Below are 23,655 nucleotides of genomic sequence, written 5' to 3' on the forward strand. Positions count from 1 at the left end.
GTTGAACGCACTCGCGTATCGTGTCAAGCGAGCGCAGGGTCGGGCGGAGAGATGGGTGGCACGCGGCTAATTGAACTCTGCGAACGCCCGGCGATAGCGCTGCAAGGCATCGCGGTCGAGTTCGATGCCCAGCCCCGGCCCAGATGGGATGGGCAGCGTGCTATCGGCGTAGGGCCAGTCCCAGGTGACCAGCGTGTGCTCGCGGATGTAGGCGCTCTGTAAGTCCGACGGCATCGTGCAGGCGCGCGCGGCAGCGGCCGCATGGAGCACGGCGGCCTGTCCCACCCCTAGCTCCAGCGACGAGCCGTGCCAGCAGCAGTAGCCGGCTACTTCGACCGCATGCGCCATCGCCATGAACTCGGCCACGTACCCACTGCAGTTGAAGTTGTCGGCGTAACCGTGTTGCAGCCCATGCTTCAACACGCTCATCGTGCGCGTGTGCAATACCAGTGGCGCGGCCGTCGCCTGTCGCGCCCGCTGCCACATCTCCGACTGCTCCCAGGGGAAGGGGTCTTCGATGCGCAGGTTGGAGAACGCCTCGAGCTGTTTAAGCGTGTGCAGGGCGTCGTGCGGGCTGAGCCATTGCCACATCGGGTCAATCGTCACGCCGAAGTCGTCGCCGCCGGCTTCTTTGATAGCGCGCACCTGCGCGACGGTCGGATCGCCCAGCTTCGACTTCATCTCGATGCCTCGGAAGCCGCGCGCCCGCGCCTGCGCGACGATGCGGCGCAGGTCTTCCGGCGTCTGCCGGCCGCGCCAGGCGTCCACCGGCACGCGCTCGCGGACGGAGCCGCCGAGCAGGTCAACCATGCGGCATCTGTTGCGCTTGCCCATCCAGTCGTGGAGCGCCATCTCGAAGGCGTAGGTCACCGGCGAGGGCGAGTCGTAGAGCGCTGGGGGGGGCTGGTCAGCAGTCCCCAGCGATAGCCGGAGCGAAGGGTTTCCGGCAACACGCCCAAGTCCAGCCCGCGCAAGCGATAGCCGATGAGTTGTTCCAACCAGGGTCTCAACTCTGCAATTGTCGGCCCGCGCCCGACCTCACCCAGCGCGATGATGCCATCGCTCAGGCGAAACTCTAGCAGGACGATCGGCTTCTCGTCCCACGCATCGGCGAACCGCCCAAGCGCCGGGCCGTCCACTGCGCCGGCCTTGCCAGGGACGATGACTTCGTGCGCGAGGATGGACTCGATGCAGGTCTCCTTCATGCGATGTCACCTCACAGGGTAGCGCCAAACTTCGCCGCCGAGCGTGATGGCCCACAGCGCAGCGCGATCTGTGAATAGCGCCACTACCGGGACCTCGGTGAGCATTGATCCTATGGGCCGGTGTGCGCCGGTCGCGCTTAGATAAATGACGCCGCGGTTGCTCGCCAGGTAGGTTTCTTCGCCCTGAGTCGCGACGGCGGTAAAAGCAATGCCCGGCTCGGCGCTGACCCGGCGCACCTCCATGGGATACCCATCGGCGTCGAGATAGGCCTGTGCAATGGCGTTTTGTGCTGCGAGCACGACGCGGTCGCCCTCGACCGCTAAGCAAGCGAACGGTGTCTGTAACCCATCCAGCGCCATCAGCATGTGCCAGGCTGTTTCGTCTGGATGGGGAAGCACGAGCACTGGCAAGCGCCACACTTCGGCGCTGAAGCTCGACGCGCTATCGGCATCAGCGGCGATATGCAGCGCGAACAGGCCGCCCGCTGGTGTGAGATGAAGCGCGGTCGCGGCACCCGCGCCGGGCAACGCCAAGTCGTGCCAGGGCAGGCCGGCGCCGCCTACCTTGCACTGCCCGGACCGCGTGCCGATCAAACACACGCCGTCGTGGGTGAGGGCCAGAGCGGTGATTGTGTCGTCATCGTCGAGCGACGGTTGGCCGGGCAGGGGCAGCAGGGTACGCGCGTCGGCATCCCAAGCCAGCACGCGCCGTTCTGTCGCTGCCATGAACGCCGCTGGGCGTGGTGCAGGGTTGGCCGTGACGCACACGAGCGCATCGTCCACAGCAACCGGACGCCACGCTACACCGTCGTCGGAATACACGATGCTGCCCAGTGCATCGGCCAGCAGGCAGGTGCCATCGCCGGCGCGTGCAGCGAGGGGCGGCGTATGCGCGGTCAGCCCTTTGTGGGTGCGCTGCCAGATGCGCCCGCCGTCATCGCTGCGCCAGACGCCACTGTGGGTTGTGCCGCAGAGCGCGACCCCATTCGTCGCGCAGGCCAGCGCCAGCACCGGCTCGCCCAGGCTGGTGGGATGCCATTGCAGATTTGCGTCGGCGCGGAAGATGCCACGCGTCGTGCCGGCCAGCAACGTGCCGTCGCACGCCGCAAGGCAGTTCACTTCCATTCCCTCCAAGCCGCAGGGCAACCATTCGTCACCCTCCGTGAGCCGGAACACTCCGGCTTCCGTGCCCGCGAGCAGGCCGGCTTCGGTGAAAGCGATGCACTGCACAGCGGCGTCGGGCAGGCCATACCCTGCCTCGCGCCAGGCCCGGCCGGCGTTGCGCGAGCGATATAGCCCACCATTCGCGCCGCCAGCCCAGATCACCTCGCTCTCAGCGAAGTCCGGCGCGCATGTCAAGCAGAGGATCTCCGGATCTAACAGGCCGAAGTTGGCGCTCTGCCAGCTTGCACCGCCGTCCAGCGAGCGATATATCCCCTCGTCGGTCGCTGCGAAGAGATGTGCATTGCCATCCTTATCGGTGGCGAAGGCAAGCGCGTTGGTTGGGCCAAAGCCCCACGCATCCAACGTTTGCCACTGCGTGCCGCTGTCCCGCGAAACGACCAGCGCGCCGGCCTGGGTAGTTGCGAATGCCATGTCGGACGGGTCGAACGCGACGCAGCGCGCCGGGACGTAGCCCATGTTGCCGGCGCGCTGCCATGTTCGTCCGCCATTATCGGAGCGGAACAGGCCAGCGTGCGTCGCGGCCAGGGCGATCCCGTCCTCTGCGAAGCGCAGGGAGAGGGCAAGGCTATACACCGCACCCCCTGCCCAGGCACCGACAAGAGACCAGTCTCTTTCTTGCATGGCTAAGGGTTCAACATCACATCATCATCGCGCGTCGAGCGTGGTTTGTGCACCAGCGCTTCGGTCGTCAGCGCCATCGCCGCGCAGCTCGTCGCTGCGCGCAGCGCCGTCGTCACCACACGCAGCGGATCCACGATGCCGGCCGCCCACAAGTCCGTCACTGTACCGGCGCGCACATCGAAGCCGAATCCATCCCCTCGCGCGATCGCTTCGTGAATGAGCGGTCCAGGCTCGTAGCCAGCGTTGCGGATCAACGCCGACATCGGCGCCAACAACGCCCGGCGCAAGATCGTGCTTGCGCGCGCTTCGTCGCCTTCCAATTCGAGCTGCTGCAGAGCCGGCACGGCTGCCAGGAAAGCCGCGCCGCCGCCGGCGACCAAGCCACCCTCCATGCCGATGCGGATCGTGCGCACCGCTTCTTCGGCGCGCTGCATCAGGTGAGACCGCTCGGCTTCGGTAGCGCCGCCCACGCGTAGCAACGCGACGCCGCCCAGCAACTTGCCGATGCGTTCGGTCAGGCGGTCGCGCTCGGCATTGCCGGTCGCGTGGGCAAGCGACCGGCGGATCTCGGCGATGCGCTGACGGATGGCTGCCGGCCGCCCCTTGCCGCCGGTGATCGTGAATGCGGAGCGGATAGCGTTCACCTCGTCGGCCTGTCCCAAATCAGCCAGCCGGGCCGATTCCACGCGGTCGCCCGCTTCTTCGGCAAAGAGCTTGCCGCCGCACAACGTCGCCAGATCATTGAGGATCTCGAACCGGTCGTTGCCCGCGCCGGGCGCGTGGATGGCCAACGCCGGCAGCACGCCGCGCACCTTGTTCGTCACCAGGATGTTGAGCGCATCGCTCTCGATGGCGAAGGCGATGACGACCAGCCCGCGCTGCTCGTTGCGCGCTTCGTTCGCTTCGATCAACGCGCTCATCAGTGGGGCGAGCTGCGCTGCTTTCGTCAGGCGATGTGTGGCGAATAGAATGTAGGGCCGTTCGAGCACCGCTGCGCCGCCTTGGGTGACGAAGTGTGAGGACTTCCACCCTTCATTCCACAATACGCCCTGGATGTATTCCCGATCGTGCGCGACGCCGTGGCCGGGCCGCACCTCGATCACGCCATGCGGGCCCACCACATCAAAGCACTCGTGGATGAGTCGCGCCAGGTCGTCGCGGCCGGTGATCGCACCGGCCAGCGAAAGGATATGCTGATCGTCTTGCAGCGGACGCGCCGTGCGTTCGATGGCCTGCAACGCCACCGGCAGCGCGCGCTCCAGCCCGCGCCGTAAGCGCATGGGGTCGCAACCGGCGGCGATGTGCCGCAGCCCTTCGGTCATGATGGCGTGGGCCAGCACGATGGTCGTGCTGCCGCCGTCGCCCACGGCTTCTTCGACTTGCGCCGCGGCGTGGCGCGCCATCAGCAAGCCCATGGTCTGCCAGCGATCGGGCAGCGCCCAAACGCGCCGGGCGATGGTCGCGCCGTCGTTGAGCAAGTCCGGCGCTTTCGTCTTTGGACTCGTCTCGCGTTCGACGGCGACCAGCCGGCCGAGCGGGCCGAGCGTCGGTTCGACGGCAGCGGCCAGCAGCGCCATGCCGCTGTGCAGCGATTCGCGCGCGCCGCCGAGCAAGGTCTTCCCGCTACGTCGTCTCATGGCTGCGGCTGATAGGCGATCTGCAACTGCGGCGTGTCCACGCGCCGGCCAGGGGTCGTCAATGCCTGCATGCAGGCAGCGATGGTCATAGTAGTCAGCAATGTGCGCTCGATGGGCTCAGCCGCGTGGCCGGTCATGAACATCTCCTGTATTTTGGCATCGAGCGCGGCGAAGTGCCCGTAAAAGTCTTCCGAGTCGCCGGCTTCCCAGCGGTTGGCGTGGATGGCGCCATTGCTCTGCAGGATCGCAATTGCGAAATCCTCGACGTGCCCTTCGAGCTGGATGTGCGCCGTGCGCAGGCCGTCGGTGTGCTCGAAGACAAAGGCGGTCGGGCTGCCCCAGGGATCATGCGATGACGACCGGCGGGCGTTCGCGCGCACGTCGCCGGGCGTGACGCTTTGGCAAGCGGCCAGCGCCGCCTCAAACAAATCGCGCGACCACGCGCCACGCGCCATCGCTTCCCACACACCGTCACCGCGATACGTCGTAATTGCTCGGATGCCCCGCTCACCGCCGGCGCGCGTCTCGATAAAAGCCTGCATGGCCTCCAGGCTGTGAAAGCCATACACCTCGGCGCCGCCGTAGAACACGGCCACACCTTCGGCCAGCTCGGCGCCGGCAGGCAACGGCGGTTTGAGCCTAAAGGAGTAGGGCAACGACGATCCGGCCATGAGCGGGAAGCCCAGCTCACGCGCGACGGCGACCATCGCTTTCGCCCAATCGCTGTTCCACGACAGGTGCTTGTCGCAGAACACCGGCACGCCCCGGCCCGATTCACGGAAGACGGCGACGATCTGATCGAAGAATTCCTTGCGTGGATACAGCTTCTGCCCGAGCTCATTGGTCGGGTAGTCGCCATGCTCGCCGATGAGCAAGATGCCGTCCACTGCCAGCGAAGCGCCGCCCAGCGTGAGCGCGTCGCGGATCGTGCCGAACATCAGCACGCTATGCGCGCGGGCGATGGGCTGGCCCAGCTCCAGGTCGGGGTTGAACCCGAGGTTGCGCCATTGCGAACGGGGCGTGTCCAGCAGCCGGAGGTCGGGGCGTGGTTGAGCGATATACAGCGAGGCGATCTGGGTGCGCGGTTGCCATCCCCAGCGGGCGTCGGTCGGGTGCGGTTCCAGCCAGCGCGACACGATGACGTCGGCGTGCGATGCGGGAAAGTAGGTCGTGCAGATGGCGGCAATTTCGAGCACGGAACAAAGCCTGATCGAACGCGCAGGAGATGGAAAGATGCCGATGTTTCTCCTGGGGAAACCCCCACGTCTCGCATCGAGCGTGTGACTCCTCTACACTCCGCCGCAGCACTTGTAAGCTTGACATTGATTGCAACGTTTCTATACTCCGTTCAAGTCTAGGATTCGTCCCTCGACGCGCTCTCGTCCATCCACTTTCATCGCGCTCGATGTCGCCGAGCAGGGGAGATGAGAATTTCGCACCAACCCGGATGAGGAGGCTCGCGCTTTGGGAACCGATGCTCGTGTAATTGCACCGGCCCGTGCCCCGTCGCATCGGCCCTGGCTCGCCCGGATCGTCGGCGCGCAAACCGCCGTGCAGACACATCGCGCGCTCTGGGGTTATCTGTTCGCGCTGCCGTGGGTGCTCGGCCTGATCTTCTTCTTCGGTGGGCCGATCTTGGCGTCGCTGTACTTCGGCTTCACCGAGTATGCCATCCTCAGCCCGCCCAAGTTTATTGGCCTGGCCAACTACGACCGTGCCTTCAACAAGGACGATCTCTTCTGGCCGTCGTTAGGGCGCACCTTCCTCTTCACGCTGATGTTCGTGCCGTCGGCGATCGTTGGTTCGCTGGCGCTGGCGTTGCTGCTCAATCAGAAGCTGAAAGGAACGACGTTCTTCCGCACCCTGTTCTACATCCCGCATCTCATCCCGGCGGTTGCGCTCACAGTGTTGTGGATGGCCATCTTGCAGCCGCGAATGGGTCCGGTGAATGCGGTGCTCCGCGCGCTGGGCGTAGCCGACCCGCCCGGCTGGCTGGCTACGCGGGACACGGCGCTCTTATCGGTCACCATCATCAATGTGTGGGCGGCAGTGGGTGGTAACACGATGCTGATCTTCCTGGCCGGCTTGCAGGGGATCCCGAACGAATACTACGAGGCTGCTTCGATTGACGGCGCCAGCGCCTGGGCGAAGTTCCGCAAGATCACCTTGCCCATGCTCTCGCCGACCATCTTCTTCAACTTGGTGCTGGCCATCATCGCGGCACTGAAGGTGTTCACCACGGCGTGGGTAGCCACGCAAGGTGGGCCGTCGTACGCTACGTGGTTCTTCGTGCTGCACATCTACAACGAGGCCTTCCAGAACTTCCGCATGGGCTACGGCAGCGCGCTGGCGTGGATCCTGGCGGTCATTCTGATCGCTTTCACGCTGATCCAGGTATACGCGTCGCGCAAGTGGGTGTATTACGATGGCGATTAGTCAACCCTTCCCGGCGACCACGCCGGCGTCGCGCGCCGACCGCCGCCGCAAGCCCCTACGCCCATCGCGCGTCGTGCTGTACGCCGTCGTCCTGTTCTTCGCGGCGCTCTTTGGCTTTCCCCTGTTGTGGACGCTGATGGCGTCGCTCAAGACCGTGCAGGAGACGTTCGCCTACCCACCGGTTTTCTTCCCGGCGACGCCGCAGTTCGGCAATTACATCCGCGTGCTCAGCATCGAACGCATCCCCGTGTTGCTGTGGACGTGGAACGCGGCCTACATCACTGCACTGACGACGCTGGGCACGGTCATCACCGCGTCGCTGGTGGGCTATTCGTTCGCCCGCTTCTCGTATCGCGGCCGTGATGCGCTCTTCCTGATCACCCTGGCCACGCTGACGCTGCCGGCGCAGGTTACCTTGATCCCACAATTCGTGCTGTTCCATCGCTTGGGCTGGATCAACACCCATCTGCCGCTGTGGGTGCCGGCCTGGTTCGGCGGCGGCGCGTTCGGCATCTTTCTCATGCGCCAGTTCTTTCTCACCATCCCGCGCGACCTGGACGAGGCCGCGCTGATTGACGGCGCGAGTTACCCGCGTATCTTCTGGTCAGTGCTGTTGCCGTTGCTGAAGCCGCCGATCGTCACGCTCGCGATCATTACAGCGCTGGCGACGTGGAGCGATTACCAGAGCCCGATCATCTACCTGAACTCGCCGGATAAGTTCACCATCTCGGTTGGCCTGCACTTTTTCGTGCAATCGCCGGAGGTGGGCGGCGAGCCTTTACAACACCTGCTGATGGCGGCGTGCGTGCTGGCGATGATCCCTGCAGTGATCATCTTCTTTGCCGGCCAGCGCTACTTCGTGCAGGGCGTCGTGATGTCCGGGTTGAAGGGGTGACCTTTCGGCCCGTCGGCACCTGCTTTCTACACCCGAAAGACGAGAGAAGAGCATTCACACAGGAGGATACGATGCAACGAAAGTTCACCAGACGCCAGTTGTTGAAGGGCGCAGCGGTCGGGCTGGGATCGGTCAGCGCCGGCATTCTGGCTGCGTGCGCTGCGCCGCCTGCCAGCGCGCCACCCGCGCCGGCAGCGCCCGCTGCCCCGGCGACCGAAGCGACCAGCGCGCCGGCCGCTTCGAGCGTGACCTTGCGCCTGCAGGCGCCGGCGGTGCCGCTGGGTGGCATGGCCATCGAGTTTGCCAAACGTTTTCAAGACGATACCGGGATCAAGGTCGAGGTCGAAGAGACGATCTACGGCGAGATCGAGAAGAAGACGCAAACCGGCTTCATCTCCGACACGTTGCAAGATGTGGTCTACGGCCACCACCGCTGGTTGTTCCTCAACTTCACCAAGGGCATCTATGCTGTGCTCGATGACATGTTCAAGAGCGATCCGCCGCCGGACTTCGCCGACATCTTCCCCAGCGTGATGGAGGGCAACAAGTTCGATGGCAAGAACTTCAGCCTGCCGGATGTCGTGCATCCCGGTGGCAACATCGCCGTCAGCTATAACAAGACTTTGCTGGCCGAGAAGGGCCTCGAAGAGCCCAAGGCCGGTTGGACGCTGGCCGATTGGGAGGCCTTGGCGCGCAAAGCCGCAGATCCGGCAAAGGGCATCTTCGGCATGTCATTCGACAACATCACGGCAATGCACTACTACAGCAACATCGCGCGCTCGTTCGGCGAGAAGAACTCGACCGACATGTGGTTGATGGATCGCGAGGGCAAGACCTTCCAATACAACACGCCGATGCACAAAGAGATCGCCGGTTGGTTCGTGAGCCTGCACAACGACAAGATCGCGCCGCGCAAGAAAGATCAGATCGAGACCGGCCTGTTTGTCGGCGGGCTCTCGGCTACACACTCGGGCATCGTCGGCAGCGTGGCCGACTTCCTGAAGAAGACCGCCGGCAAGTTCGAGATGGACGCCGTGCTGTTGCCGGTGGGTGATAAAGGTCGCCAAGGTACGTGTTACTCTGGCAACCAGTGGATGATCAACGCGAAGACCAAGCACATGCCCGAGGCATACAAGCTGCTCAACATGCTGACCTCGAAGGACGCCGGCGTGTATCTGGCTACCAACGTGGCGGTGCAGCCCAACGGCCGCAAGTCGGCATGGACCGATCCGGCGGTCAATCAGATCAACCGCATGTTCGGGGTGGCGGCTGGCTTGATCGAGGCCGGCGTCGAGCCATTCCCCATGCCATACAACACGCGCTTCACCGAGGCCAACACTGCCTTCCAGGCCGAGATCGAGCAAATCTGGGAAGGCACGGTGACCTGGGACGAGCATGCCCCGGTCATCCAGAAGAAGCTGCAAGAGATTCTGGATCAGCCGCGCCCGTAGTTGCCTTTGGCGATTCGTATCGCACAAACGGTCGAACGCCCGGTGGATTGCTCTCCGCCGGGCGTTCGACCGTTGGAGAGGGCGCGTGTCACTTCAACTGTGCCAATCGCACGGCCAGGTCTTCGAGCGAGGCCAGGTTGTGCACCGGCAGGAAGTCGTCAATGTAGGGGAGGGCAGCTTGCATGCCGCGCGCCAGCGGTTGGTAATCTGCACTGCCCAGCAATGGATTCAGCCAGATCACGCGGCGGCAACTGCGCTGCAGGCGGGCCATCTCGCGCCGGAGCAGGTCGGGGTCGCCGCGGTCCCAGCCGTCGCTGATGATGAGCACGACGGCGCTGCTGCGCATGACGCGCCGCGCCCATCGGTAGTTGAACATCTTCAGTGCCTCGCCGATGCGCGTGCCGCCCGCCCAGTCCGTCACGGCGCGCGACACGTCGCGCAGGGCGCGATCCACGCTGCGCTGGCGCAGCGGCCGCGTGATGCGCGTCAGCCGGGTGCTGAACACGAAGGTTTCCACCGGTTGCTCCAATCCGGCGCTGAGCGAGTAGATGAAGTGCAACAGCAGGCGCGTATAGCGCTCCATCGAGCCGCTGATGTCGGCGATGATGACCAATGGGCGCGGTTTGAGCTTTGGGCCGCGCTCGGCGAAGCGCACCAGCTCGCCACCATGCGCGATGTTCCGGCGCAATGTGCGGCGCAGGTCGAGCGCTGCGCCGCTTCCGGCGATCAACCGGCGGGTGTGGCGCTCGCCGGGTCGCCACAGCAGGTCATCCATCATCGCCTTGATCGCGCGCATCTCTTCAGCGGTCAATTGTGAGAAATCCTTGTGCCGCAGCGCTTCGCGGTCGCTCGGGCTGTAGGTCGTCTCCACGATCGTGCGCTCGCCGGCATCGCGCGTGCCGTCGCCGGGCGGTTCTGCGGCCTGTGGCTTGAGCGGCGGTGGCGCGAATTCCGGGCGGGTGAACGGCGTCTGGTCTTGCCGCCGGCCGCGCGCAATCACGCGGTCGCGCGGGTCCACCCAGAATAGATCGAAGGCGTCTTTGAACAGCGCCAGGTCCTCGCGGCGCTGCACCAGCAGGCTCTGGGCGGTGAAGAAGAAGTCCTGCCTACGCCCGATTTGGATCAGCGCCAGGGCGTTGGCCAGGTCTATCATGCGGCCGGGGTTGACGTCTAGCCCCAGCTTGCGTAACAGCCGGCCGAACAGCAGTAAGTTGCGCAGCAAGTGGCCGCGATCGGCTATGGCCTCTTCCATTGATCAAACTCGGGCTTCTGCCCCTTCTGTTTCGGCTTCACCGGCTTCGTATTCAACCTCGTCTTCGCGCAGGCGGCGCGGCTTGGGCGTTCGGCCGAACGGCGCCAAGAGTTGATCCACATATGCCTGGTCTGCAGGCGCGAGTGGAGGCGGTGGCGGGTCTCGCCTATAGTCGATCCGCATGTCGTACGACAGCTCGTCGTAGATCGTGTGGATCGCGCGCGTCAAATCGAGCGGCACGTCGGGGTCCGGCTCTCGCAAAGGCACGGGGACGACCGGAATGGGTTGCTGGAGCGTGATCGGCCACACCTCGACTTGGCCGGCCACGAATGCGCGGCGCAGGAAGATGAAATAGGGCGCCTCGGGCAGCTCGGTCAACACCGGCATGCGGACGCCTGCGCGCAACAGGTCAATCTCCACCAAGTTCACCGGCGCGCGCATCAAGTGGCGGCGTTTCTTGGCATACTCGTCGAACGCTTCGTGGCCGGGGCGCTTGTTCACCGGCGACAAGATTTCGATGGCCGTGACCAGGGCGTTGGTGCCGACCTCGCGGATTTCGATGCTGTGCAGCGTGATCGGCTCTTGGACGGGGACCGGCATGATGATCGGCGGCGCGGATGCGGCGATGGCTGCGCTCCCGAGCGGGCCGGAGGTTGCCTCGGTGCGATAGATGGCAACGTCCGGCTTGATCACTTCGGGCTTGGTGGGTGGTGGCCCTTCGATGATGATTTCGTCGTAGGTCACGCGCGGCGTCAGGGCAGCGTAATACTTGGGGCGAAGCCGCGGCGCGATCTGTCGCTGTATTTCCGCTGCCAGGTTTGCGTGAAAATCCTCCCAGATTCTGGGATGCTCGAAGTAAGGGTTCATGCCGGGAAAGGGCGAGGGCATGGTTACCTCCTCTGTGCATCAGGCGTCACGCATATCCCGTGCTGATCACGGCCAGGATGCTCTTGTTCAACTCGGTGCGCGCTTTCACCACGTCGTCTTGATACTTCAGGATCACGCCCAACGTCTCGTCCACGATGCGCTCGTCCAGCGCGGTCTGGTCGAGCGCGACGAGGGCAGCGATCCAGTCGAGGGTCTCGGCGATGCCGGGCAACTTGTACAGCTCGGCGCGGCGCAACTCTTGTACGAACTGCGTGACCTGCTTGGCCAGTTGCGCCGGCGCGTGCGGCACCTTGGCGCGCACGATCGCCAGCTCTTTCTCGAAGCTCGGATAGTCTATCCACTGGTAGATGCAGCGCCGCTTCAACGCGTCGTGGATCTCGCGCGTGCGGTTCGAGGTGATGATGACGATGGGCGGCTGTTGCGCCTTGATCGTGCCGATCTCCGGGATGGTGATCTGGAAGTCGGACAGCACCTCCAGCAGGAAAGCCTCGAACTCCTCGTCGCTGCGGTCCAGCTCGTCAATCAGCAGCACCGGCGGCTTCTCGCGGCTGTCCTCGATGGCCTGCAGCAGCGGCCGCTTGAGCAGGAACTTCGGCCCGAATAGCTCGGCCTCTTCGTCTTCGATCCGCTCGCCCTTCGCCTCCATTAGCCGGATGTGCATGATCTGCCGGGTGTAATTCCAGTCGTACACCGCGTGGTTCACGTCCAACCCCTCGTAGCACTGCAGGCGGATCAATTCAGTATCCAGCGCAGCGGCGAGCACTTTGGCGATCTCGGTCTTGCCCACGCCGGCCTCGCCTTCCAGGAATAACGGCCGGCGCAGCTTGAGCGCCAGGAAGATGGACGTGGCCAAACTGCGCTCGGCGATATAGTTCTGCGCGCGCAGCGCCGCTTCCAAGTCGTCAATGGTCTTGAGCGAAGCGATTGAGGCGATGGTCATCTCTTGGCCGCAATCTTACCCCGATGAACGGATGATTCGTGACTCATGACTTGCCTACTCCCGACTTCCCACTCCCCTCGGTCGAGGATCGTGAATCACCCATCATCAATCATGACCTCCAAACCTGACGCCGAACTTGATCGTCGTCTCCGGGCGCTCGCGGATGGCCACCAGCGCTTCCGGCGCATCCTCGAACGACACGATCGGCGTGACCACGCCCGCGCCGGTGATCAGCCCAGCGCAGAAGAGTTCGATCGTCGTCTGATAGGCCCGTTCGTGATCCCAAAGCGGGTAGGAACGGTCGGGGTTCTCCCAGCCACTCCATGCCTGGCTGCCGACGAGGGTGGGTCGGTTGTGATGGAACTCCTCGCTCAGGTTCAGATCGCGGCAGTCCTTCGGCCCCCACGGCACATGCACCACCGTGCCGCATTGCCGCAGGCAACGGATCGCTTCGTGCAATGCGCGGCCAGCCCCAGAGGTCTCGATAGACACGTCCACGCCCTTATTGCCGGTGGCACGCTTGATTTCGAGGGCGACGTCGCATGTGTTCGGGTCGAGCGCTCGATCGGCGCCGTGGCGCTCGGCGAAGGCGCGGCGCATCGGCAGCGGATCCACAGCGAAGACTTTGCGCGCCCCGCCGGCCCGCGCGATCTGCACGACCATCAGGCCGATCGCGCCTAGGCCGAACACGGCGACGGAGTCGCCGATGCGGATGTTGCCGTCGCGCACGGCTACGAAGGCGACGTGTGCCGGATCCACGCACACGGCATCCACTTCCGACAAGTCGCCCAGCGGTCGCAGCTTGTCTTCCGGCGCTTGATGCACTTCGCGGATCGGCCCGTAGCCGAACACGCGCTCGCCTGGCCGAAACCGGGTTACGGCGCTTCCCACCTCGCTCACGACGCCGACGATCATGTTGCCGATGTTGCGCTCCGGTCGTTCCGCCGGTGCTTGCGGCTCTGCCGGCGTCGGGCGCGGTAGAAACATGCGCAGCTCGGGGTGCCATTCTTTGCGCTCGAAGGAGCTTCCGGTGATCAGCTGCAGCTCCGTGCCGTGTTTGGGCGCGGCGAACTGCACCCGGACGCGCACTTCGTTCGGGCCGAGCGCGTCGAGGTGATATTCACGAAAGCGAAAAGAGGTCCCGTCGCGGGTGACGATCTCACGGGGCATATGAGGCTCCTGTTTCAAGAATCGGGCAGGAGGATTGTAGGTCAGATTCGTCGCGCCGCTGCATGTTGCAATCGGTAGCATCGCCCATACAATGCACAGCGATCATGCGTCTGGTGCAATTCCTCGACGAAGCCGGCCGGCAGCGCGTCGGCGTGCCGTCCGACGACGGCAGCCAACTGCGCGTGGTGCGCGAAGCCGCCGGTGTGTACGAACTGGCGCTTGAGGCGGCGCGGTCAGGCCGTTCACTCGGTGAACTTGTCGCGCGGCGCTTGAGCGATGAGGTCGTTTCCTACGACCGCGTCATCGCCGAGCGGCGCATCCTGCCGCCGTTTACGCACCCCGAACCGGCGCGGCTGTTGCTCTCCGGCACCGGCCTGAACCATCTCGGCAGCGCCCTGGCCCGCAACGCGATGCATGCGCAGGCCCATGCGTCAGGCGACGCGCCGATGAAGAAGACCGACTCGCTCATCTTGTTCGAGTGGGGCCTAGCCGGTGGCAAACCCGCGCCCGGCGAAATCGGCAGCCAGCCCGAATGGTTCTACAAAGGCGATGGGTCGTGGGTCACGTCGCCGGAGCAGCCACTGCTCATGCCACCCTGGGCGCTGGATGGCGGCGAAGAAGCCGAGCTGGCCGGGCTATACGTGATCGGCGACGACGGCGAAGTGCTGCGCGTTGGCTTTGCGCTGGCCAACGAGTTCTCCGATCACGTGATGGAGCGGCAAAACTATCTTTATCTGGCGCATTCCAAGTTGCGCCCGTGCTCGTTCGGCCCGGAGGTGCTGCTTGGCGACATACCGACCGGCGTGACCGGCGAGGTGCGCGTTCGGCGCGGCGACGCGGTGATCTGGGCGGAGTCGTTCGCAACCGGCGAGGCCAACATGTCGCACACCATCGCCAATATCGAACACCATCACTTCAAGTATGCGCCGTTTCGCCGACCGGGCGATGCACACGTGCATTTCTTCGGCGCGTCGGCGCTGAGTTGCGCTGCCGGGGTGACGGCGCAGCCCGGCGACGTGTTCGAGATCGAGTCGCCTTTGTTTGGGCGCCCCCTGCGCAATCCGCTGATGCGCTCCGCCGAGCGCGACGTGCTCGTGCGCGTTCGGGTGTTGTAAGCGCATCAGCCGGCGGCGTAGATGCGCTCCAGCAGGCCGATGCGCCCCGCCCAGCCGAACTGCGTCCAGATGCGCTGTTGCGCTGCGCCACCGAGGCGATCGGCGAATGCAGGATCGTCGAGCAGACACTTCATCGCTGCGTAGAACGCTTCGGTGTCGCCCGGTGGGGTGAGCAGGCCGGAGCGTGCATGCTCCAGATAGACGCGATTCATGCCCACGTCGCTCACGACCATCGGCTTGCCGCAAGCCATGTAGTCCATCACTTTGCCGCTGCACTTGGCGCGGTTGATGTTCGTGTCGCGGTAGGGGTAGATCGCAATGTCGGCGGCGACCAGCCGCTCCACAAGTTGCGCATGTGGCATGAAGCCGTGCCATTCGACGCGGTGGGCGATGCCGGCGGATGCGATGACCTGCCGAAGCGAGGTGACGCCGTCGCCCGTCGCAATGATGACCCAGCGCATGTCGGGCAAGCGCCGAATCGCACAGGCCGCGATGTCCAGGTCGTGATTGCGTGGAACCGTGCCGGCATAGATAGCCACGGGTTGGCGCCAGCCGAACTGCGTGCGCAGTGCTTCTCGCTTTGCCTGCGCCTGGGCGACTTGTGCGCGCAGCGCCTCGTCCGGCCCGTTCGGCAGGAGATAGACGCCGTTCGCCGACCGCCCGCGCGTCCCTCTGAATTGGCGGGTGCGCTCGACAAGGACCTCGCTGGCGCAGGTGATCTGTGAGGCAGCGCGCAACGCCCAACGTTCCTGCCACTGCATGAACAACTTCTGTGCAGGCGGATAGGGATTGACATCCAGCCATCCGCCGCGGCCTTCCCAGTCGTCGTTGTCGAGAATCAGTTTCAGGTCGCGGGTTGCAGGTTGCCGTTTGAGCAACCACATGGCGAGCGCGGCGACGCCAACCGGCTTGAAAATGTGAATCACGTCGGGTTGGAGCTGACGCGCGCGCCGAGCAAGCTGATTTGCCAGGCTGAGATACACACCCACTCCCGACTTCTCATTGCCGAGCCTGGCGTTCTCCACCTGCACGCCCTCGCGCTCCCACGTCTTGCCGGTATCGGCCGGGTTGTCGTAAGGCGGGATGAGGACGGTCACCCGATGACCGCGCCGGGCGAGCGCCGTCGCCATCGGCAGGATGCGCGCGCTGACGGTGGCCTTGGGCGAAAAGGCGAAAGGCGCGAGATGGACGATGTTCATTCCGACCGACGAATTATCATGCTACTATGTGCGCGATGCTCCGTCGTTTGCGGCTCAGACGCGCGTTGATCATTTTGCTGGTCATCGCCGTCGTTGCGCCGTTGGCGGCCTTTGCTGCGCTGTGGTTCACGCTGCCGGATGTGAGCCAGCTCTACCGACGCACCCAGACGCCCAGCACGCGCATCCTGGATCGCCACGGCCGGCTGCTGTATGAGATCTTCGATCCACGCAGCTTGAGCGGCGGACGCCACACGCCGATCCCACTCGAACGCATCCCGCTGCGCTTGCGCCAGGCGACGATTGCCGTCGAAGATGCCAGCTTCTACGACAACCCCGGCGTAGATCTCGTCGGCATCGCCCGTGCGCTGTGGATCAACCTGCGCGGCGGCGAAGCACTGGCCGGCGGCAGCACCATCACTCAGCAACTCGCCCGCATGTTGCTGCTCGACCCCGATGAGCGCAGCCAACGCACGTTGCTGCGCAAGCTGCGTGAGTCACTGCTGGCATGGCAGATCGCGCAGCGCTACTCGAAGGATGAAGTGCTGGCGCTCTACCTGAACCAGGTCTATTACGGCAACTTGGCTTATGGGGTTGAGGCCGCCGCGCGCACCTACTTCGGCAGGTCGGTGAGCGAACTGGACCTGGCCGAATGTGCGCTGCTGGCCGGCTTGCCGCAGTCGCCGACCGCCTATGATCCGTTCAACGATCCGGCGCTGGCTAAACGCCGCCAGTTGATCGTGCTCGACCTGATGGTGAAGCACGGCATGATTAGCGAAGATGAGGCGTTGGCGGCAAGGCAGGCGCGCTTATCCTATGCGCCGGCGCCGTTCGAGATCCGCGCGCCGCATTTTGTGAGCTACGTGCGGCATTGGTTAGAGCGCGAGCTCGGCGTGGATGCGGTGGTGCGCGGCGGACTGGTGGTGACGACCACGCTCGACCTGGCGCTGAACGACGCCGCACAGGAGATCGTGCGCGCACATCTGCGCCGTTTGGCCAACCCGGCCGACCGGCCCGGCCTGAGCCACAACGCGAATAACGCCGCGCTGGTGGCGCTCGACCCACGCACCGGCGAAATCCTGGCCATGGTGGGCAGCCCGAATTACTTCGACGCCCGGATCAGCGGCGCAGTGAATGCGGCCATCGCGCTGCGCCAGCCCGGCAGCGCCATCAAACCGATCACCTACGCCGCGGCGTTCGCCCGAGGCGCGCTGACGGCAGCCACGCCAATCTACGACGTGCGCACGGCCTTTCCCACGCGCGAGGGGTTGCCCTATGTGCCGGTGAACTACGACCGCCGTCACTACGGCCCGATCAGTGCACGGCAGGCATTGGCCACCTCGAACAATACCGCTGCGGTGAGCGTGTTGCAGCGCATCGGCATCGCCGCTATGCTTGACCAGGCCCATGCGATGGGCATCCGCTCTTTCAAAGCCCCCGATCGTTACGGTCTGGCGCTCACGCTCGGCGGCGGCGAAGTGCGGCTGCTTGAGCTGGTTGCCGCCTACGGCGCGTTCGCCAACGAAGGCCGATACGTAGCCCCTTACGCCGTCCTGGCAGTCACCGCCGCGGATGGCCGCCCGCTCTTCAAGCGCTCCACGCAAGTTGCAGGGCGATCCGTCCTCGACGCGCGTGTGGCTTGGCTGATCAGCGACATCCTGGCCGACAACGCTGCGCGCGCGCCGGCCTTCGGCGAATCGAGCGCGCTCAAGTTGTCGCGTCCGGCGGCGGTGAAGACCGGCACGACGACCGACTTCCGCGACAACTGGACGGTGGGCTACACACCGCAGATCGTGGCCGGGGTGTGGGTGGGCAACGCCGACGGCCAACCGATGCAACGCATCAGCGGCGTGACCGGCGCCGGCCCCATCTGGCACGACTTCATGGAGATCGCCCATCGCGCCCTGCCGGTGCGTTGGTTCGAGCGTCCGCCTGGCCTGGTGCGCGTCGAGGTGTGTGCGCTGTCCGGCATGTTGCCGTCGCCCGATTGTCCTCAGACGCGCATGGAGTGGTTTCTGGAAGGCACGCAGCCAACGCAGCCGGACACCTGGCATCGCCGCGTCCCGGTGGACGGGCTGACCGGCCGGCCGGCTTCGCCCGATACACCGCGCGAGCGCATCGCCGAGCGCGTGATGCTCGATTTACCGGCTCCACTGCGCGATTGGGCGCGCGCGCAGGGCTGGCCCGTGCTCGACCCCGTCGCCGATCCCGCCCCCCGCGCGTCAGTCGTTTCCCGTCAATCCGTCGCCATCCTGCGTCCCGACCCCGGCACAATCTATCGCGCGGCGAAGGAGCTGCCGCCCTCGGTACAGCGTGCGCCGTTGGAGGTGCGTGTGGATGCAGCCGATGTGGCGAGTGTGGATGTGGCGCTGGCGACCGGCGAGGTGCTCGTCCGATTCGACCGCGCGCCGTATCGCGCCTTCTGGCGGCTTCACGTCGGTCGGCACACCCTGGTGGCGCGGGCGCACTTGCGCGATGGCCGCGTCATCGAGAGCGAACCGGTGCATATTACCGTGCTGCCATGATCGGGCCTGGCCGCTGGCCGCGGCGGTGAGCAACCGACAATCGGCGACCGACGACCATGAGAACTTCTCGGCACACTGAATGGCTCGGCTTTGGCCTGGTGATGGCGCTAGCCGCCTTCTTGCGCCTGTATCGCCTCGACTTGATAGATGTGCGTTTCGACGAGGCTTCTGCGCCGCAGCTTGCGTTGAGCATTGCGCAGGGCAACTGGTTGCCGGTCGCGCCGTTCAGCGGCAGCGTGGCGAACCACCCGCCGGTCTACTTGTATCTGCTCGCCTTGCCCTATGGGTTCACGCGGGATTTCATGGTCATCGCCGCTTATCGCGCCTTGCTCGACGTGGGAGCGATTGCCTTGTGTTGGTGGATGACTCGGCGCTTCTTCGGCGCGCGGGTGGCGTTCTTCGCCTGCCTGCTGTTCGCTGTTGCGCCATGGGCGGTGCAGTTCGCCCGCCGCACCTGGTTGGCGCCGATGCCGCTGTTCTCCACCTTACTGCTGTTCGGACTGCTCGAAGCCGTGCAGAAGCGCAATCCCTGGGGATGGGCGGTCGCCGGCTGGGGGTTGGCGCTCAGCGTCGGCTCACATCTGGCTGCCCTTTACCTCGTTCCGGTCGCGCTGGTGGCGTTGCTGATCGGTCGGGCGACGTTGCGGCCGGTGCCGTGCTTGGTCGGGGCGTTGCCGCTGATTGCGCTGGCCGGCGTTTACCTTGGCTTCGACGCCGGCCAAGCCTTTCGCAACATGCGCGGCCTGCTCGGCGCAGCGTCTGGCCCGGCGACGGTCTCGCTCGACGCGCTGCGCTTCACGCTGTGGCTCAGCGGCGGGACGCACCTGAGCGACCTGACCGGCGGGGCGTTCCCTATCTGGCGCGACCAAACGCCGGCGGCGCTGGCGTGGATTGACGCGATGCAGATGGCGCTGCTGGTCGTCGGCGGGGTTGTGCTGATCGTGTGGCTCGTGCGCCGGCCGGCGGTCTATTCCCCTGCAACCGTTGCCGTGCTGTTGGCATGGCTGGTTTTGCCTGTCGCGTTGCAGATTCGCGCCGCTCGTCCGTTGCAGCTTCACTACTTCACGGCGTTCTATCCGGCCTCGTTCATCGTCATGGCGTTAGGTTTGGACGCTGCGATTCGCCTCGCCCACCGACCACGGCGCGACGCTGCCGACGCTGATACCCCCGCCGCGTTCTCCGCCCCGGCTGCCATCGCCGCGTTAGCCATCGCGCTCATCCTCGGCTGGCAGCTCTTCACCACACTGCGCTTCACCGAGTTCATCCAGCGCTACGACACCGGCGCGGGCGGCTACGGGCCGCCGCTGCGGAGCGCGCTTGACGTGGCGCAGCGCGCGCGCGACGCCATCCGCGCTGGCCGGGCGCCTGACGTCATCGTCATCGCGCCCGGCGGCGACCCCAGCGTGAACGAGCCGGCGACGGTGATGGACGTGTTGCTCGCCGACCTCCCGCGCCGCTTTGCCGACGCGAACGCCGGATTAATCTTGCGCGAGGATGTGGCGCAATACATCATCACGCCGGCAGCGCGTAACGCATTCGACCGCTTGATGCAACATGCTGACGCCGACGCGACGGTGCAGACGATCCCGCTCCGCGCCGGCAGTGATGCGGCCTATATCTACGTGCGCGTGAATCGCGCGCGGTTGGGATCGCTGGTCGAGCGACCGGCGCAGTGGGAGAATGGCGTAGGCATGCTGGGCTATCGCGTCGCCGGCGACGATACGCTGCTGTTGGACTACTATCTGCGCGTCTTTCGCGAGGCGGCGCAAGGTGTGGACTATCACTGGTTCAACCATTTGTATCATGGCGATCAAAAGTTCGCGGCGCTCGATGGGGGCGGCATCCATCCGGCGAACTGGCGGGCCGGCGACATCTTGCTGCACCATTTCGCCATCCCGATACCTGCGGGTGCGCCGGCTAAACCCTACGCGCTGCACATGGGCGCATACCGCTACCCGCAGTTGCAGATCGTCCGGCTGCTCGATGCCGAAGGCCGACCGGTGTCCGATCACGTAGTGTTGAGGATCGAGTGATCATGCGATTCTTGATATTCGGTGCAGGCGCAGTCGGCACATGGATCGGGGCGAACCTAGTCATGGCCCGCCAAGCAGTCACATTCGTCGGCCGCATGCCGTTTGCACAGGCAGCTTGCGCACAGGGCATTCACGTCATGTTGCCCGGCGGCGAGACCTGGCGCCTGCGCGATGTTGATGTGGCGACCGATCTGGCCGGGGCGCTGCGGCGCTCCTCGCTGGCGTACGACGCCGTGCTGTTGTGCATGAAGGCGTATGCGCTCGATCGGGCCATTGACGAATTGCGTAGCTGCGCGGATACGCTCTCCAACGCGCTGTTCATTACCTTCCAGAACGGGGTGGGGAGCGAAGAGAAGCTGGCGACAGTCTTCGGCGAACGCCGCGTACTTGCCGCGACGTTGACCAGCCCAATCGCCGTCGAAGGGCCGGCCGCAGTGCGCCTGGAGCGCTGGGGTGGGGGCGTCGGCCTGGCGGCGCTCTGGGCGGATCGGTTGTGGCAGCCGGTCGCGCATGCGCTGTCGCGCGCGCCGCTGCTCGGCCTGAAGGTCTATGCGGACTGGCGTGCGATGAAGTGGTCGAAGCTGTTGCTCAACATCATGGGCAATGCGACCAGCGCGCTGTTGAGCGCGCCGGTGGCCGAGATCTACCACAACCGCCGGCTCTTTGCGCTGGAGATGCGCATGTTGCGTGAGGCGTTGAGGGTAATGGCAGCGCATGCGCCCCCCATCGCCGCAGTCAATTTGCCGGGGCACCCGGCGCGCTTCCTGGCGCTTGCCCTCAAGCTGTTGCCGGATTCGGCCTTGCGGGCATTGCTCTCGCGTCGGGTCGCCCAGGGACGTGGCAACAAATATCCGTCGCTCTACTATGACGTGGCGGCTCGCTCCGGCCGGTCCGAGGTCAACGTGCTGAACGGCGCAGTCGCCGAAATTGGACGCAAGTTAGGCGTGCCCACGCCGGTCAACGCTGCTCTGACGGAGCTGGTTCAGCAAGCGATTCAGCCCGGCTCAGTGTTATTGCCCCAGGTCGCTCGGCGCGCACTCGAGCAGCTTGCGCGAGTTTGATATATGCGCGTTGGCGCGCAGGATGTCCGACGCGGGGTGCGCCGCCGAACTCAAGCGCCGGACGGGATGCGATCAGCGGCGAGGCTGCGGCGTCGGCGCATGGTGCGTGTCGAGCCGAGCGCTGCGTTGCGCGGGGGTGACGCGCAGAAACTCGATGTCGGCGAGCAGCACCGAACCGCTGCGTTCGCCGGCGACGCTGATTTCGAGCGTTTGCACGCGCGTCAGGTCCACGCCGGTGAACTGGGTTAGCCGCACGCGCACTGAGGCGAGATAGGCGTGCCCGATCCACCCCCAGGCGTGTCGGTTGACTTCGCCGGCAGAATGGGCCAGTGCTGATGGGGTCGCGCCGTCCAGTTGTGTGCTCGCGCTGCGGCCAGCGGCGTCGGTCAGCGTCAACGTGAGCGTCACCGGCTCGCGATGGGCGTTGAGGTAGTCGGTGGGGTCGAGTGCGACGCGCAGGTGCAGGGTGCTGAAGGCGGAGAGGTTGGCAGGCGCCTCGCCTAGCGGCAGTATCCACTTTGCGCCGGCTGGGTTGGTCCACGAGAAGCGCACCTGAGAGGGGTTGCCGGGCTGGATCGCCCAGCGCATGCAGGGTTGGCGGTATTCGCAGAAATCCAGATGGCTGGCGTTGCCGCGCAGCGCATATCCACCGAAGTCGTTGAATCCCAGGTCGTCACGTGTGCGCGGCTGGACGACGATCGCGCGTTGGACTGCGCCGAGCGCCAGCGCCGTGCGCACAGGCAAGTCGTACAGGCTGATTGGCGCAGGATCGAGCGGATTCAACCCAGCGCGCGAGGCGGGCGCGCCGTTCGATGCTGAACGCGGCGCCTGCATGCTGGCGTCGAAGAAATCGGGTGCGTAGCGCGCCAAGAAGTCGCGCTGGCGCTGCGGAGAGAGGCGCGCGTTACCGGCCGGGCAACCGGCGACGGGCGAAGGCGTCAGCGGCTCATTCTGAGGCGCGACCTCGTTGAAGGCGTTGTGGGTCGCGCCGAGCAGGTAGACCGAGGCCGCGAAATGCTTCCGGTTGCGCGCCAGCCGGGCGTCTTCGTAATACCCTTGGCCGTGGAGGTCAGGCGCCATGCCATCGCATGCAGGCAAGATCACGCCGAGCGGCACATCGGCGTCGCCCTCCGACGAATACAGCGGCGCGACCAGCAGTACAGCGGCGAGCGGGCCGTTGGCGTCGGCCGAGCCGGCGCGAGGCCGTCCCTGGCGCGCGCGAGCGCTCTGCATGGCCAGTAGTGCGCCATGGCCATGGGCCAGGATGCCGATGCGCGACAGGTCGAGTTTGCCGACCAGCGACACGCCGAATGGCTCGGTGCGCCGGCGATTGGCGGCGACCAGGTGGCTCAGATGCGCCTCGAGCACCGGCGGATAGCGCCGCAGCTCCGGCCCGACCGAACCATACGCCGCAGCGTAAACGGCATTGAGATTGGGCGCGACGGCGACGTAACCGCGCGCAGCTAATGCGCGCGCTAGATAGGCGAATCCAGCGTCGTTGCGGCGCTCCTCGCTCGGCTTGCAAGGCCAGCGCTCCAGCTCTAGTTCGGTGATGGGCGCGTCGGGTGGGCAGCCCCCGTGCGCGCTGTGGAAGATCAGAATGAGCGGGAAGGGGCCATCGCCTTCTGGAATAGCGATGATGCCCTCGACGCGGTAGGGCATAGATCGCGCCGAGTCGCGGCGCGGCTGCCAGGTTTGCTCGATGGTGCGCTCGCCGAAGCTGTAGGGGTGGGCCGGCGGCAGCGTCGGTTGCCCCCTCACCGGCGGCGCAGGCCAGACCAAGGCAACGAGGGAGAGCGCGACGAGCGCGAAGCTGCGCCCGACGCGCCAACAAGGATGTCGCCACATCACAGGCTAGGCTTCGATGCGCGGGGTGCGCGTCACGTCGTGGATCACGGCCTCCTCAGCCGGCTCGATGAGCTGCGCGCGATGGAGGCACACTGCTTGCATGACGCTCAGTCTCGCACGATCTGCCGTCCGTGGCAAGCACGCGCCGAGGGCACGGCCTGCTCCCTGTGATTTCCGGGCGATACAATCCTGCGCAC

At 65.5% G+C, this 23,655-nt stretch carries 18 protein-coding genes; 7 read left to right on the forward strand and 11 right to left on the reverse strand.

The genetic code is table 11. The features are described from left to right. Nucleotides 1-66: 66 nt before the first annotated feature. From GXH28_RS08495 to GXH28_RS08515, 5 genes are read right to left on the reverse strand one after another with little or no spacing between them, the layout of a single operon-like run. Nucleotides 67-870 carry a mandelate racemase/muconate lactonizing enzyme family protein gene (locus GXH28_RS08495; protein ID WP_169238596.1) on the reverse strand — a complete coding sequence of 268 codons (804 nt, stop codon included), beginning with the start codon at nucleotides 868-870 and terminating at the stop codon, nucleotides 67-69. Then, nucleotides 867-1,205, reverse strand: a complete 339-nt coding sequence (locus GXH28_RS08500) for a hypothetical protein (RefSeq protein WP_169238597.1) — start codon at nucleotides 1,203-1,205, stop codon at nucleotides 867-869. The genes GXH28_RS08495 and GXH28_RS08500 overlap by 4 nt, the downstream gene beginning before the upstream one ends. A gap of 6 nt (nucleotides 1,206-1,211) precedes the next feature. After that, complete coding sequence (locus tag GXH28_RS08505; RefSeq protein WP_169238598.1) at nucleotides 1,212-3,011, reverse strand: WD40/YVTN/BNR-like repeat-containing protein; 1,800 nt, start codon at nucleotides 3,009-3,011, stop codon at nucleotides 1,212-1,214. Nucleotides 3,012-3,013: 2 nt separating this feature from the next. Next, a complete protein-coding gene (gene groEL / locus GXH28_RS08510) occupies nucleotides 3,014-4,648 on the reverse strand; it encodes a chaperonin GroEL (RefSeq protein WP_169238599.1) in 1,635 nt (544 codons plus the stop codon). Beyond that, complete coding sequence (locus GXH28_RS08515) at nucleotides 4,645-5,844, reverse strand: hypothetical protein (protein WP_169238600.1); 1,200 nt, start codon at nucleotides 5,842-5,844, stop codon at nucleotides 4,645-4,647. Before GXH28_RS08515 ends, groEL begins: the two co-directional genes overlap by 4 nt. Nucleotides 5,845-6,199: 355 nt before the next feature. Here GXH28_RS08515 and GXH28_RS08520 point away from each other — a divergent pair, with 355 nt between their 5' ends. The 3 genes from GXH28_RS08520 (at nucleotide 6,200) to GXH28_RS08530 (ending at nucleotide 9,430) form a co-directional block, all read left to right on the forward strand. After that, nucleotides 6,200-7,084, forward strand: coding sequence for a carbohydrate ABC transporter permease (locus tag GXH28_RS08520; RefSeq protein ID WP_206156771.1), 885 nt, complete (start codon nucleotides 6,200-6,202; stop codon nucleotides 7,082-7,084). Next, complete coding sequence (locus GXH28_RS08525; RefSeq protein ID WP_169238602.1) at nucleotides 7,074-7,979, forward strand: carbohydrate ABC transporter permease; 906 nt, start codon at nucleotides 7,074-7,076, stop codon at nucleotides 7,977-7,979. The genes GXH28_RS08520 and GXH28_RS08525 overlap by 11 nt, the downstream gene beginning before the upstream one ends. Before the next feature lie 71 nt (nucleotides 7,980-8,050). Then, entirely contained in the window at nucleotides 8,051-9,430 is a 1,380-nt protein-coding gene (locus GXH28_RS08530; protein ID WP_169238603.1) for an extracellular solute-binding protein, read from the forward strand. Between the two features lie 88 nt (nucleotides 9,431-9,518). On the opposite strand, the gene GXH28_RS08535 is transcribed toward GXH28_RS08530, so the two are convergent. The 4 genes from GXH28_RS08535 to GXH28_RS16740 form a co-directional block, all read right to left on the reverse strand. After that, a complete protein-coding gene (locus tag GXH28_RS08535) occupies nucleotides 9,519-10,682 on the reverse strand; it encodes a vWA domain-containing protein (RefSeq protein WP_169238604.1) in 1,164 nt (387 codons plus the stop codon). Nucleotides 10,683-10,685: 3 nt separating this feature from the next. Next, nucleotides 10,686-11,570 carry a DUF4058 family protein gene (locus tag GXH28_RS08540; protein WP_169238605.1) on the reverse strand — a complete coding sequence of 295 codons (885 nt, stop codon included), beginning with the start codon at nucleotides 11,568-11,570 and terminating at the stop codon, nucleotides 10,686-10,688. Between the two features lie 25 nt (nucleotides 11,571-11,595). Beyond that, nucleotides 11,596-12,510 (reverse strand): AAA family ATPase, encoded by a 915-nt coding sequence (locus tag GXH28_RS08545; RefSeq protein WP_169238606.1) that lies wholly within the window; start codon nucleotides 12,508-12,510, stop codon nucleotides 11,596-11,598. 105 nt (nucleotides 12,511-12,615) lie between these two features. Beyond that, nucleotides 12,616-13,680 (reverse strand): zinc-dependent alcohol dehydrogenase, encoded by a 1,065-nt coding sequence (locus tag GXH28_RS16740; RefSeq protein ID WP_169238607.1) that lies wholly within the window; start codon nucleotides 13,678-13,680, stop codon nucleotides 12,616-12,618. Nucleotides 13,681-13,784: 104 nt separating this feature from the next. On the opposite strand from GXH28_RS16740, the gene araD1 reads away from it, so the two are divergent. After that, nucleotides 13,785-14,795: an AraD1 family protein gene (araD1, locus tag GXH28_RS08555; protein WP_169238608.1), complete on the forward strand. Its 1,011-nt coding sequence runs from the start codon at nucleotides 13,785-13,787 to the stop codon at nucleotides 14,793-14,795. Nucleotides 14,796-14,800: 5 nt separating this feature from the next. Here the strand turns inward: araD1 and GXH28_RS08560 are convergent, their stop codons facing one another. Then, nucleotides 14,801-15,994 carry a glycosyltransferase family 4 protein gene (locus tag GXH28_RS08560; RefSeq protein ID WP_169238609.1) on the reverse strand — a complete coding sequence of 398 codons (1,194 nt, stop codon included), beginning with the start codon at nucleotides 15,992-15,994 and terminating at the stop codon, nucleotides 14,801-14,803. A gap of 35 nt (nucleotides 15,995-16,029) precedes the next feature. Between GXH28_RS08560 and GXH28_RS08565 the strand changes: the two genes are divergently transcribed. Genes GXH28_RS08565 through GXH28_RS08575 form a run of 3 tightly spaced genes read left to right on the forward strand, consistent with a single transcriptional unit; the run spans nucleotide 16,030 to nucleotide 21,610 of the window. Beyond that, a complete protein-coding gene (locus GXH28_RS08565; RefSeq protein WP_240550286.1) occupies nucleotides 16,030-18,516 on the forward strand; it encodes a transglycosylase domain-containing protein in 2,487 nt (828 codons plus the stop codon). Between the two features lie 56 nt (nucleotides 18,517-18,572). Continuing rightward, entirely contained in the window at nucleotides 18,573-20,549 is a 1,977-nt protein-coding gene (locus GXH28_RS08570) for a glycosyltransferase family 39 protein (protein ID WP_169238611.1), read from the forward strand. A gap of 2 nt (nucleotides 20,550-20,551) precedes the next feature. Beyond that, entirely contained in the window at nucleotides 20,552-21,610 is a 1,059-nt protein-coding gene (locus tag GXH28_RS08575; RefSeq protein WP_169238612.1) for a ketopantoate reductase family protein, read from the forward strand. 72 nt (nucleotides 21,611-21,682) lie between these two features. Here GXH28_RS08575 and GXH28_RS08580 read toward each other — a convergent pair whose 3' ends face one another. After that, complete coding sequence (locus GXH28_RS08580; RefSeq protein ID WP_169238613.1) at nucleotides 21,683-23,458, reverse strand: hypothetical protein; 1,776 nt, start codon at nucleotides 23,456-23,458, stop codon at nucleotides 21,683-21,685. Between the last annotated feature and the right edge of the window lie 197 nt (nucleotides 23,459-23,655).

Origin of the sequence: Candidatus Roseilinea sp. NK_OTU-006, assembly GCF_012931985.1 — a bacterium.
GTDB lineage: Bacteria > Chloroflexota > Anaerolineae > J036 > Brachytrichaceae > JAAFGM01.